Source organism: Nocardia sp. CA-129566 (assembly GCF_050956075.1).
Taxonomy (GTDB): Bacteria; Actinomycetota; Actinomycetes; order Mycobacteriales; family Mycobacteriaceae; genus Nocardia.
Genome location: NZ_CP192085.1, coordinates 534,136 through 547,319 on the forward strand (window position 1 = coordinate 534,136; position 13,184 = coordinate 547,319).

Genomic DNA, 13,184 nt, shown 5'->3' on the forward strand with positions numbered 1-13,184 from the left:
AATTGCGGTATCGCATCAATTTACTAAGCAGCGGCAGAACGCAATCTCTGTAACCGCATGTCGGATGCTAATGCGCGTGGCAATACCCCAGTTAACATGAATAAATTCCTCTTTAATCGGCGGCCCGGCACGCCCGGGTCTGCCGGGCGCGGCAGGCCGATCCGTGCCGATCGCCCCTGGTGATCACCCGGCCAACTGGACGAGTGATCACACTCGAGGGTCGGCACTGTCACGAATCGAATGCGGGGCCTTCAGCACGCCGATCAGCCACCTGTTCCGGCACCAACTCGCCCAGAATCGCGGCCAGCAGGCGGGCCGCGCCCGCCTTGTCCAGCGGATGGTTGCCATTGCCGCATTTGGGTGACTGCACGCAGGACGGGCAGCCCACCGCGCAGGTGCAGCTCTCGATCACCGCGAGCGTTGCCGACAACCAGCGCCGCAGCTGCGCGAATCCACGTTCGGCGAAGCCCGCACCACCTGGCTGCCCGTCGTACACGAACACCGTCGGCAGGCCCGTATCCGGATGCTCGGCGGTGGAGACACCGCCGATATCCCACCGATCGCACGTCGCGACCAGCGGCAATAGGCCGATAGCCGCATGTTCGGCGGCGTGTAGCGCACCGGGTACCCGCGGTGCATCCAGGCCCGCGGCCGCCAATAATTCCGGCGTCACGGTGTACAGCACAGCGCGGGTGGGCAGCGTCTGCGCGGGCAGATCCAGCTCCACCAGGTCCAACACCTCGCCCGTGCGCAACGTGCGCAGATAACCGATCACCTGGCTGGTGACGCGCACCTGCGCCAATGCGGTGCTCACCCGGCCGTGGTCGCGCTGTTCGGTGATCTTGTCGACGGTGATGGAAGTGACCTGCCTGGCGCTGGTGGTCCAGCCGGGATCGGTGCCGGTCACAAAGGCGACCCCGCCCTCGACATCCAGCTCGTCGACCACGTAGATATCTCCTTGATGCAGGTGAACCGCACCTTCGTGCAGGGTCGCCCGCGCTCGTCCGGCGTCGGCGGTGCCGAGCAGTCTGCCGGTCTCGCCATCCACGATGGCGATGGGTGTGCCGATGCCCCCGCGCACGTCAACCGCGTCGTGCGGATGCGTCTCGGCCGTTGCGAACCAGCGTGCGCTGCCGTCCCTCGCAACTCCCGCTCGACGTCGAATCAGCCCCTGACCTGCGAGATCGGTTAGCACCTCGCGTGCGCCGAGCGCGTCGACCTCATCGTCGGTGAGCGGTAGTTCCAGTGCGGCGCACAGCAACTGCGGACCCAATACATAGGGATTGTGCGGATCGGTGATGGTGGCCTCGACCGGCTTGTCCAGCAGCGCCTCCGGATGGTGGACCAGGAAGGTGTCCAGCGGATCGTCCCTGGCCACCAGCAGTACCAGCGATCCCTGCGTGCGCCGCCCCGCCCGGCCGGCCTGCTGCCAGAACGAGGCGACCGTGCCGGGAAAACCCGAGATCACGACGGCATCCAGCCCCGCGATATCGACCCCGAGCTCCAGCGCGTTGGTGGTCGCCGCCCCGAGCAGCGATCCATCGGAGAGCGCGGCCTCCAGCTCACGCCGATCCTCGGCGAGATAACCCGCCCGATAGGCGGCGACCCGCTCGCTCAGCGCCGGATCCACCTCGGCGAGCAACCTGCGGGCCTCGATGGCGGTCAATTCCGCGGCCCGCCGCGACCTGACGAAGGCGAGCGTGCGTGCGCCCTCGACCATCAGATCGGCCATGATCCTGGCCGCCTCCGAGGTCGCCGACCTTCGCACCGGCGCACCGTTTTCGCCGGTCAGCGTGGTCAATAGCGGCGGCTCCCACAGTGCGATGGTGCGCGCGCCCCGCGGCGATCCGTCCTCGGTGACCGCGACACAGGGGGCGCCGATCAGCCGGGATGCCGCGGCCGCTGGCTCGGCCGTGGTCGCCGAGCACAGTATGAATATGGGATCCGCGCCGTAATGGGCCGCGATGCGCCGCAGCCTGCGCAGCACCAGCGCCACATGTGAGCCGAATACACCGCGGTAGGCGTGGCATTCGTCCACGACTACATAGCGCAGCCTGCGCAGCACCCGGGCCCAGCGCTGATGTGAGCGCAGCATGCCGACGTGCAGCATGTCCGGATTGGTGAGGATCATTCTGGCATTCGCGCGCACCCATTGCCGGACCTCGGCCGGGGTATCGCCGTCGTAGGTGGCCGGATGGATGTCGCGCAGCGGGCCCTCATGGGTCAATTCCGCTAGTGCCCGCAGCTGATCGGCGCCCAATGCCTTGGTCGGCGCGAGATAAAGGGCGGTGGCGAGCGGATCTTCCCGCAGTGCGGTGAGCACCGGCAGCTGGTAGCCGAGCGATTTCCCGGATGCTGTGCCGGTGCTGACGACGACGTGGCGACCGCCGGCGGCGAGGTCGGCCGTGGTGATCTGATGCGTCCACGGCGCTTCCACTCCGGTGGCGCGCAGCGCGGCGACCACATCGGGCGCCGCCCAATCGGGCCAGGTAGTGGCGGCCGCGGGGCGTGCGGATAGCTCGACTACATGGGTGAGTCGGGGGTCATTGTCGGGGCCGCCATTCAGGACACGATTCAGCAACGATCCCCCATAACTCGAGCCGTTGCTGGGTCGTATCCGAGTTACCGGCTCGGTCGGATTCACGATGCGGACTCCACGACACGCTGGGAAAGTGTGAAACGTGTGCGCTTGGGAAGTCCCACCTGCCATTTCGATACCAAATAGCGACCTGGGTCACAGGCTGATTGCCATACGCCGACTCGGTTATCTGGAGGCAAACGAACCTCAAGTCTGGATTCCGGCATTGTGTCCCTCACCTGCGCATTCGCAAGATCAACTTTTTTGCAAATTGTCGGTAACTCGACTGTTGAATTGCTCGAAGACATGGTTCACTAGTTCCTGGTCGCAAGCTTCTGTGTTCGAGGGACGGATCCAAAGTCCAAACCGTCAGCAGGATCGATGTTGCGAACGGTGTGCTTGGTGCTTTCCTGCAGGGGGAACCAACAGTACAGCGGTCGGAACGGACCCGGTGGATGAACCTACTTGTCCGCCGTTCCGGTAAGAAAAGAGAAGGAACAGAATGGCACAGGGAACTGTGAAGTGGTTCAACGCGGAGAAGGGGTTCGGCTTCATCGCGCCGGAGGACGGCTCCGCTGACGTCTTCGTCCACTACTCCGAGATCCAAGGGTCGGGCTTCCGCACCCTCGAGGAGAACCAGAAGGTCGAGTTCGAGGTTGGCCAGGGCACCAAGGGCCCGCAGGCCACCGGAGTTCGCGCGCTCAGCTGAGCGTCGCAACGATTCGCTCGTCCCTCACCACCGGTAACCGGAGGTGAGGGACGAGCTATATCTGGGGTAAGACACAAAATGACGGGGTACCTGCGGGTGCCGCCGCATTGTGATGGGCACTGCATACTGATCAACAGCGACACAGGTACGCTCTGTGGTTCGAGTCGCAAGCGCTCGGCCACACGTCGCGTCAAGGTATAAACGTGTCTGGTGGCAACGTCCTCCCCGTCGCCGCCGCTTGCCCCAGCCGCGCACAGCGCGAAAGAGCGCCGCGCGGGTCGATTAGGAAAGGTGTATTCGCCGGTGGCAACACGAGACCGCGGTGCAGCCGACCAGGGCCGTCCCCTGCGTCGTCTCGTGATCGTCGAGTCCCCGACCAAGGCCCGCAAAATTGCGCCTTATCTCGGCCGCAATTACACGGTCGAGGCCTCGGTCGGTCATATCCGGGACCTGCCGCGTGGTGCGGCGGATGTTCCCGCCAAGTACAAGGGGCAGTCCTGGGCGCGCCTCGGCGTCGACGTCGACAACGACTTCGAGCCGATCTATGTGGTGAGCCCGGATAAGAAGGCCAAGGTCTCCGAGCTCAAGAGTCTGCTGCAGGACGCCGACGAGCTCTATCTCGCCACCGACCCCGACCGCGAGGGCGAGGCCATCGCCTGGCACCTGTTGGAGACGTTGAAGCCCAAGGTGCCGGTGCGACGCATGGTGTTCCACGAGATCACCGAGCCCGCAATCCTGGCCGCCGCGGCCGATACCCGCGATCTGGACAACGATCTGGTCGACGCGCAGGAAACCCGGCGCATCCTGGACCGGTTGTACGGCTACGAGGTCAGCCCCGTGCTGTGGAAGAAGGTCATGCCTCGGTTGTCGGCTGGCCGGGTGCAGTCGGTCGCGACCAGGGTGATCGTGCAGCGTGAGCGGGAGCGGATGGCGTTCCGCTCGGCCGAGTACTGGGATATCGCGGCGAAGCTGGACGCGGGCGGGGAGAACGGCGACGCCACCAATCCGCGGACCTTCGGGGCGCGTCTGGTCACCGTCGATGGGACCAGGGTCGCCACCGGGCGGGACTTCGGTCCGGATGGTCAGCTCAAGGGCAATGGGGTTGTCGTACTCGACGAGCCATACGCCCGGCGGCTGGCCGAGGCACTGGAGGGCGCCGATCTGGTGGTCTCCTCCGCCGAGGCCAAACCGTATTCGCGCAAGCCGTACGCGCCGTTCATGACCTCGACGCTGCAGCAGGAGGCGGGCCGCAAACTGCGGTTCAACGCCGAGCGCACGATGCGGGTCGCGCAGCGGTTGTACGAGAACGGCTACATCACCTACATGCGTACCGACTCGACCACGCTGTCGGAGTCGGCGATCGCCGCGGCCAGATCGCAGGCGACCCAGCTTTACGGCGCGGAGTACGTGCATCCGACGCCGCGTCAGTACACCCGCAAGGTGAAGAACGCGCAGGAGGCGCACGAGGCGATCCGCCCGGCGGGCGATACCTTCGCCACCCCGGGCCAACTGCACGCGCGGCTGGACAATGACGAGTTCCGGCTCTACGAGCTGATCTGGCAGCGCACCGTCGCCTCGCAGATGGCCGATGCCAGGGGCACCACCCTGACGCTGCGGATCACCGGTATCGCGGGCACCGGTGAGGAATGCGTCTTCTCCGCTTCCGGTCGGACCATCACCTTCCCCGGCTTCCTGAAGGCCTATGTCGAGAGTGTGGACGAGGAGGCGGGCGGTCAGTCCGATGACGCCGAATCCCGGCTGCCCGCACTCGACGAGGGTGAGCGCGTTACCGCGGTCGAGCTCAATCCCGATGGGCACACCACGAATCCGCCCGCGCGCTACACCGAAGCCTCGCTGATCAAGACGCTCGAAGATCTCGGCATCGGTCGCCCCTCGACGTATTCGTCGATCATCAAGACGATTCTGGACCGCGGATATGTGTACAAGCGCGGCAGTGCGCTGGTGCCGTCATGGGTCGCGTTCGCGGTGGTCGGTCTGCTGGAGGCCTATTTCGGTCGACTGGTCGATTTCGACTTCACCGCCGCGATGGAGGATGACCTCGATGCCATCGCCGGTGGGCGTGAGCAGCGCGGAAATTGGTTGTCCAGCTTCTATTTCGGCGGCGATCACGGTGTCGAGGGCTCGGTCGCGCGTTCCGGCGGTCTGAAGAAGATGGTCGGTGAGCGGCTCGACGATATCGACGCCCGTGAGGTCAATTCGATCAAACTGTTCGTCGATGACGCGGGTCGCGATGTCGTGGTCCGGGTCGGCCGCTTCGGACCGTATCTGGAGCGGATGGTCGCCAATCCCGATGACCCGGAAGGGGATTCGATCTCACAGCGGGCGAATCTGCCCGATGATCTGCCACCCGACGAGCTGACCGCCGAGGTTGCCGAGAAGCTTTTCTCGACGCCGCAGGAGGGTCGTGCGCTGGGTCGGGATCCGGTGACCGGACACGAAATCGTCGCCAAGGAAGGACGTTTCGGGCCGTACGTCACCGAGATACTGCCCGAGCCCGCGGCCGAGGAAGGGCCGACGCCAGCCAAGAAGACGGCGAAAAAGGCTGCGGCGCCGAAGCCGAGGACCGGATCGCTGTTCAAAGATATGGATCTGGCCACGATTACACTCGACGATGCGCTGAAGCTGTTGTCGCTGCCGCGCGTTGTCGGCGCCGATCCGGCCAGCGGTGAGGAGATCACCGCGCAGAACGGGCGCTACGGCCCATATCTGAAGAAGGGCACGGATTCTCGTTCGCTGCTCAATGAGGATCAGATCTTCACCGTCACGCTCGACGAGGCATTGAAGATCTACGCCGAGCCCAAGCGACGCGGACGGCAGGCGGCCAGCACCGCGGCGCTGCGCGAGCTCGGCAACGACGCGGCCACCGGCAAGCCGATGGTGATCAAGGATGGCCGTTTCGGTCCGTACGTCACCGACGGTGAGACCAATGCCAGCCTGCGCAAGGGCGATGAGGTCGACTCGATCACCGATGAGCGGGCCTCGGAACTGCTCGCCGATCGGCGCGCGCGTGGTCCGGTGAAGAAGACGGCCAAGAAGGCGGCGGCGAAGAAGACACCGGCCAAGAAGGCCACGGCCGCGAAGAAGACCGCGACCAAGGCCACGGCGGCCAAGAAGACCGCTGCCAAGAAGGCGGCCGCGAAGAAGTCCTGATGGCCGTGCCGATCGGTCGATTCGATCGATCGGCACGGTGCACCCTGCGGTCGGACCATCGAGGCCGTGCAGGCCGAAGATGCCGTAGCCTCGCCCCGTAACGACGAACGATCGTGAAGGGGACTGTCCATGGCCATCGACCAGGAACGCGAGAATCTCATCGCCATGCTCGCCAGTCAGCGCCAGCTGTTCCGGATCACCCTGCGCGGCATCGATGACGCCCAGGCGCGCCAGCGCACCACGGTCAGCGAACTGACACTCGGCGGGCTGCTGCATCACCTGGTCAGCTGCGAAAGCCATTGGACGACAGTCATTATCGAGCGTGACGAAACGGCGGAGCTCGACGTTTCGAAATTCGATGGCGAGTATGTGCTCGGACCCGATGAGACGGTGGCCGGACTGCTGGCGACCTGGGACGAGGTCGCCGCGGCGACCGAGAAGCTGATCCGGACCGAACCCGACCTGGACATGTCCATTCCCACACCGACCACACCGTGGACCCCCGAACGCGAATGGTGGACAGTGCGTTTCACCGTGCTGCACATCCTGCGCGAAATCGCCCACCACAGCGGTCACGCCGACATCATTCGCGAAGCACTCGACGGCGCCAACACGACTCATCAGCGCGTGTGAGTCGAAAATCTCTGCGGGCCTGCGAGATTCGATACGAACCGGCATCATGGAACCATGAGCGTGACCGGTCGTCAGTGGGTTCACATCGCGGGCTATGAGCACCTTGCGGACAGTCCGCATCCGATGGCGGCTGTGCGCGCTTGACTGCGCGAGCGCGGTATCGACTGGATGCCGTTCACCGTTGACGAAGTCTGCTGGACTCGAAGCTGCGGACCCGGTCCGGATGGCCGCTGGCGTAGCCGGTTCGACGTTCGGGTCGTTGGGGACGCGTTGCGCAGGCTCGGACTGCATCCGGATCAGCCGACCTCCCGGGTAGTCGGGCCGTCGCCGCCCGGATGGTGGCATGCGGCCGCAGAGCGGCGGTTCAGCACGGTCATGGTGCTCGGCCGGGACCCTGTCGGTGGGGGCGGTTAGGGTGTACGGCGTGGCGGGTGTCTTCGATCGGCTGGTCGGCCAGGATACGGTCGAGTCCGAGTTGACGGCTGCCTCGATTGCCGCGCGTGGGGGTGCGGGCAATGGGGCGATGACGCATTCGTGGCTGTTCACCGGGCCGCCGGGATCGGGCAGATCCGTTGCGGCTCTGTGTTTTGCGGCCGCGCTGCAGTGCACCGACGAGGGCACGCCGGGGTGCGGGCGATGCCATGCCTGCACGACCACGATGGCCGGAACACACGGTGATGTGCGGCGGGTGATTCCGGAGGGGCTGAGCATCAGCACCAAGGAGATGCGTGAGATCGTGCAGATCGCCGCGCGCCGGCCGAGTACCGGCCGATGGCAGGTGGTGCTGATCGAGGACGCCGATCGGTTGACCGAGGCGGCGGGCAATGTGCTGTTGAAGGTGGTCGAGGAGCCGCCGGAGCGGACGGTGTTCCTGCTGTGCGCGCCGTCGGTGGATCCGGAGGACATCTCCGTGACGCTGCGCTCACGCTGTCGGCATGTGCATCTGGTGACGCCGTCGGTGCCCGCCATCGCACAGGTGCTGCGGGTGCGCGACAAGCTCGATGAGAAGACGGCCAACTGGGCGGCCTCGGTGAGCGGCGGCCATGTCGGGCGGGCCCGGCGGCTGGCCACCGACGAGGAGGCCCGATCGCGCCGTCAGCGTGCGCTGGCGCTGGTCGGCGCGGTGTCGCGGCCCGGTGCCGCCTACGCGGCCGCGGACGAATTGGTGAAATCGGCCGACGACGAGGCGAAGCAGATGAGCGCGGCCCGCGACGAACGCGAGCGGGAGGAGTTGGCGACCGCACTCGGCGCTGGCGGCACCGGCAAGGGGGCCGCGGGTGCGACCCGGGGCTCGGCCGGTGTGCTGAAGGATTTGGAGCGCAGGCAGAAGTCCCGCGCCACCCGCACCGGTCGCGATGCCCTCGACCGCGCCCTCATCGACGTCGCGGGCGTCTATCGCGATGCCCTCGCCGTCCGCTTCGGCGCGGCCCGCAACGGTACCGGCGTCACCCTCACCCACCCCGACCTGTCCGACCAGATCCACGACCTCGCCGACCGTGTCCGCCCCGAAGGCCTGCTCCGCTCCATCGAAGCCGTCCTCGCCTGCCGCGAAGCCCTCGACCTCAACGTCAAACCCCGCTTCGCCCTCGCCGCCATGGTCGCCACCCTCATCGCCGCCCAATCCGCATGACCGCTACCACCCGTTTTCGCGATCCGACCGTCGAGACGATAGACTCGCGACGCCGAAAGGCACGCCGCCTTAGCTCAGTCGGTAGAGCGCTTCACTCGTAAGTACGGTAGTGCCGATTCGTTCCTTGCTTTGCGGCTCCGAATCCAATCTCTTTACTTCAACGTTGGATTGCTGGCGCGACTAGCGTTGATGCGTTCGATCAGCGAAGACATGTTGATCTTCCGTGGGCCGGGCGTGCGCAGTCTGGTCACGATCGCTGCTGTGCCTCAGTCGGATTCGGTGTGTTTCGGTCTGATTCGGCTTGGTTCGGCAGGGTATTTTTTTGCCTAGATTTTGCCGAGCGCTGGTGCGATTCCGCCGTGATGCTTGGGCACGGTGAACACCGACTCGGCGGCTTGTTCAATGCGCGAGAGAACGCTGATCGATTTCCAGCCCGCCACTGTCGCCACAACTCGGCCTTCGTCGCATCCGACATCCCCGGCCGCCCAACCTTCGCCAACCCCAGACCCTTGCCAGCACCGTTGCATTGATCCGTCGAATCTAAGTCCGGCATCACAGGGTAAGTATGGGAGCGTCGCCGACATGACACCTTCCCAGAGGTACCTGGCGGGTCGTTGGCGTCCGGCAATCGGGCTATTCGGTCAAGCTGTTTTCGGCTCGGCAGGACTCGCGGCACCGCGCTGACAGCCCGGCGCGGTCCGAATCGGACCGTCGTGGCGTAGCACGCCGCAACCGAAAGTGCTCCAGAGCCTACTTTTCGTTGTGGCCTATACGACGACCGGGTCGCCATACACAACGACCGTTTCGTCATCGATCTTGGATTTCGCCGATACCATCACGTAGGAACGCAGTGCGAGTCCGGTTAGGCAACCATCGGCTTTGATGCTGGTTCGAACGATATCGATGCGCGGCTGGTGATCTTTGAGGGAGATCTTTTCGACGACTACGTCCGAGATCGTTCCTGCTGCAAGGGTGGCGGTTATTTTCGGTTTCACCGCTACTTTGGGTGACACCTTCGACCGCTGGTCGTCCGGCGACTCGAATACCTGCGGTGTTATCACAAGCACGCTTGGCGGTACGAGGCCAGCATCGACGCCGAGGGACGCGGTGATGGACTGCACGGATGCTGCGCATCCGACGTGATAGCCGACCGTCAACTCGGCGTCCTTCAGGTTCTTGAATGCAGAACCGTTGATCTCGGCGTAGGCCGAATTGCTCACCACCGCTTCCCGAGTCGGGATGAGTCCGGGACCGGTCGCATTGACTACTTCTTCGTCACGGTGTCCGACGATCAATGTTCGACCGTCCGCGGTCCGGATCGACAGTTCGTGTCGGTTATTCCGCGGGGCGTCGGCTGAGGCGTTGGGTCCACCGGCGATCAGGACGACCGCAGTGAGTGATGCGCACCACCAGGTGCCACGAATTCTGTGTTCTACCTTCACTGCAGCGTGTCCGTGTTACAGCGGGATCGGGTCACCGTAGACCGCGACCGAGTCGTCGGCTTGGCTGGATTTCGCGGCGATGATCGTGTACGAGCGGATACTTGCCGGCCCTACACAGCCGTCGATCTTCACATGGGCGTTGCGGGTGGTGATGAATGCCTTGGTGTCCTCTATCGGCTTTTCGCCGGTCGGGAGATCGGCAACCTTGCCCGGTGCCAGCGTGACCTGGAAGGTCGGTGAAATCGAGGCGGTCGGACCGATATTCGCCCCGACGGTGGGTGTCGGGATGCCGGGGTAGATGAGGATGCCCGGGGTGACGCCGACACTCACCGAAGCGCCCAGGGTGATCGATGTCAGATCTACCGCGCATCCGACGTGGTAGCCCGTCCGTAGCACCACACCCTGCAGTTTCGAGCCGTGCCCTGCGATCGAGCCGTAGGCCTGGTTGGTTACGAAGACCTCGCGGGTGGTGCCGATGCCGTTGAGCGGGGGGACACGGTTGGCTTCCTCGTTGCGGTGGCCGACCGTCAGCTGCCAGCCGTCCTCCATGGTGACGGTGCTTTCGTGGGGTGCCAGGGCCAGCCCCTCCGCCCGGGCATCAGTAGCACCGGCCAGCAGGGCGGCGCCTACGGCCGCCATAGCCGGGATCAAGTTCTTGGTACGCATCAGCTCCCCCTTGTTCGATCGAATGAACCGCGTCGACCGACTCCTCGGGCCGCTCGGCATTGCGCCCGGAACGCTAAGGCGCAATTGGCGGGCATCGCAATCCCGCGATTGGTCCGTACATAGCGCCTGTGCAGGTCACACCCAGTGCAGATGTAGTCCGGTCCGGACACAGAACGGCAGGGGCTGAACGGAACGTGTGTGCCGGAATGGGCCCGGGCAGATCGCGCACCTGTGCTCGCTGGGCTAGTGCCGGGGAGGTGACCAAAAAATGTTGGAAATCAATGGAACTGAATCAGCCTCGTCGCCGTCTATACCTGTCGTAGAGACAGACACAACCGACCAGTCGTTAACGACGACGCGGTCTTCAAACTGTTCGGGGGAACGCATGGCGCTGGCATCAACTGACACAGTCCAGTACGGCAACCGCGGGAGGGACGAGCGAGGGGAGTTCGCAAGACAGCTGTCTGCCCTGCATCAGGATGCGGGCGCCCCCTCGTTGCGGCATGTCGCGAAGCTGGCTCAGCAGCGGGCGCGTAATGCTGACGGCGGGGGTCGTTTGGTACTGGCGACGGCGCAGCGGATCAGCGACTGGATGAACGGACGCAATGTTCCGGCACGGTTTGAATCACTGGTTCCTGTCCTGCATGTCTTGGTCGCACGGGCGCGACGCCGGGCCGGAACACCCCGCGAGACAGTGAGTCTGCAAGCCTGGAGGTCGCTGTGGGTGGCGGCGCGGCGTGCCCCGGCCGCCGCATCGGACACCACGACCGAGCCGCCGTATCCAAACGACGATGGGTTCTCAGAAGGGAAGGAACCTGCCTTCTTCGGGCGGCAGCGTGCCATTGGTTCCATTCTGGAGATGGTTCGGGCATCGGCAAGTTCAAAGCGCGCTGCCGATGTCATAGTGCTCACCGGTGCATCCGGTATCGGCAAGACCACGCTGCTACAGGCCGGCGTCATTCCGGCCCTGAGCGCAGAATCCATGCAGTGGGGGGTTGTCGTCACTACGCCAGGTCGCAATCCGTTTAGCTCGCTGGCGCGAATATTCTGTGCCACAGATTGTTTCATTACATCGGAGCCTGATCTCGACGCCGTCCGGCGATGGGCCGGTGACCGACGGCTGCTCCTGATCATCGACCAATTCGAACAGTTGTACCGACCGGATGTTGATGCGACGGTCCGCGAGGCCTTTCTTACCTGGCTGAAGCAGGTGTCGACGATCGGGTCGGTCCTCGTTGCAGTGCGATCAGACCAGCTCGCCAGTTGCTCCCAGGATCCGTGGCTGGTGCATGCCGTTCAGGACAATAGCCTCACACTGCACCCGCCGGATCGTCAGGAGTTGATGGCGGCCATCGTCGGTCCACCACACACCCGCGGAGTCACTGTCGACCCTGCCGCAGCGGAACTGCTGATCACAGAGTTGGCAGGAAACCGACCGAGCAGCGACGACCCTGCCGCCGGTGCCGGCGTGCTACCCCTGCTGTCGGCGACCATGCGATCGATGTGGGCAGGTCTCAGCGGACGTCGACTGGAACTTGCCGCGTATCACCGAGTCGGGGGTGTGGCCGGGGTGGTCGGTCGAATCGCCGAAGAGACCTGGGAGGCGTTGACATCGGCAGAACAGCTCGATGCGCGTCACATCCTGCTGGCACTGGTGACCGTCCATCGCGACGGTACCGTCACCCGCTTCCGGACATCGACCGCCGAACTCGCTCGCGTCGCCGCACGGACCAGCACCGGGCCCGACCTCGTTCACCGGTTGGTGCAGGCACGGCTGATCACCCTGGAATCCGAGTATGCCTGCCTCGTGCACGACGCCGTACTGAAGTGGGATCGACTATGTGGCTGGATAGCCGAGCATCGGTCGCAACTGATCTGGCGGCAGCGCATCGAAGACGACGCCGCGGAGTGGGAGGCTGCCCACCGCGATCCCGGCCTGCTCTACAGGAGTATCCGGCTGACGACGGCAATCCGACATGCCGACCCCACCACAAGCACCCTGGCCACCACATTCCTCCGTGCTTCTGCCAGAGCCGAACTCGCTGCATCGCCATCTCAGCTCCTACCCGAACTCGAGTATCCGAGAACTGCGCGGCAGTGAGGACAGCCCTTCGAAGCCCGACATTCGGCACCACAGGAACGGACCCGGGTACCAGGACTGCACGGCGAGACCACCCGGCAGCGCTACGACGAGATCCATGCACTGTTCACCCAGGGCATGGGCATCGCCGCGATCGGGCGCACGCTGCACCTCACCCGCGAGACCGTCCGCCGCTAGGCTCGAGCAGCCGCTGCCGAGCACCTGCTGGCCGACCCCGGCAAACGCGGTAGCATCCTTGAGCACCTTCCCTACCT

The 13,184-nt window shown here is 64.9% G+C and carries 9 protein-coding genes; 5 read left to right on the forward strand and 4 right to left on the reverse strand.

Translation table 11 applies throughout. From position 1 onward, the window contains the following. Window positions 1-229 precede the first annotated feature (229 nt). Window positions 230-2,581, reverse strand: coding sequence for a DEAD/DEAH box helicase (locus tag ACQP0C_RS02395; protein WP_433730113.1), 2,352 nt, complete (start codon window positions 2,579-2,581; stop codon window positions 230-232). Window positions 2,582-3,080: 499 nt separating this feature from the next. Between ACQP0C_RS02395 and ACQP0C_RS02400 the strand changes: the two genes are divergently transcribed. The 4 genes from ACQP0C_RS02400 (at window position 3,081) to ACQP0C_RS02415 (ending at window position 8,721) form a co-directional block, all read left to right on the forward strand. After that, window positions 3,081-3,287, forward strand: a complete 207-nt coding sequence (locus tag ACQP0C_RS02400; RefSeq protein ID WP_011206895.1) for a cold-shock protein — start codon at window positions 3,081-3,083, stop codon at window positions 3,285-3,287. Between the two features lie 357 nt (window positions 3,288-3,644). After that, the gene (gene topA / locus ACQP0C_RS02405; RefSeq protein WP_433734401.1) at window positions 3,645-6,458 is read left to right on the forward strand and encodes a type I DNA topoisomerase; all 2,814 of its coding nucleotides are present in this window, start codon (window positions 3,645-3,647) and stop codon (window positions 6,456-6,458) included. Between the two features lie 129 nt (window positions 6,459-6,587). Next, window positions 6,588-7,091 (forward strand): DUF664 domain-containing protein, encoded by a 504-nt coding sequence (locus ACQP0C_RS02410; RefSeq protein ID WP_433730115.1) that lies wholly within the window; start codon window positions 6,588-6,590, stop codon window positions 7,089-7,091. Window positions 7,092-7,515: 424 nt separating this feature from the next. Then, complete coding sequence (locus ACQP0C_RS02415; protein ID WP_433730117.1) at window positions 7,516-8,721, forward strand: DNA polymerase III subunit delta'; 1,206 nt, start codon at window positions 7,516-7,518, stop codon at window positions 8,719-8,721. Window positions 8,722-9,488: 767 nt separating this feature from the next. Here ACQP0C_RS02415 and ACQP0C_RS02420 read toward each other — a convergent pair. Both ACQP0C_RS02420 and ACQP0C_RS02425 read right to left on the reverse strand, forming a co-directional pair. Next, the gene (locus tag ACQP0C_RS02420) at window positions 9,489-10,016 is read right to left on the reverse strand and encodes an MspA family porin (protein WP_433730119.1); all 528 of its coding nucleotides are present in this window, start codon (window positions 10,014-10,016) and stop codon (window positions 9,489-9,491) included. A 162-nt stretch (window positions 10,017-10,178) separates the two neighbouring features. Further along, window positions 10,179-10,829 carry an MspA family porin gene (locus tag ACQP0C_RS02425; protein ID WP_433730121.1) on the reverse strand — a complete coding sequence of 217 codons (651 nt, stop codon included), beginning with the start codon at window positions 10,827-10,829 and terminating at the stop codon, window positions 10,179-10,181. Between the two features lie 268 nt (window positions 10,830-11,097). Between ACQP0C_RS02425 and ACQP0C_RS02430 the strand changes: the two genes are divergently transcribed. Then, a complete protein-coding gene (locus tag ACQP0C_RS02430) occupies window positions 11,098-12,930 on the forward strand; it encodes an NACHT domain-containing protein (protein WP_433730123.1) in 1,833 nt (610 codons plus the stop codon). On the opposite strand, the gene ACQP0C_RS02435 is transcribed toward ACQP0C_RS02430, so the two are convergent. Continuing rightward, entirely contained in the window at window positions 12,892-13,173 is a 282-nt protein-coding gene (locus tag ACQP0C_RS02435; RefSeq protein WP_433730125.1) for a hypothetical protein, read from the reverse strand. The genes ACQP0C_RS02430 and ACQP0C_RS02435 overlap by 39 nt on opposite strands. Window positions 13,174-13,184 lie beyond the last annotated feature (11 nt).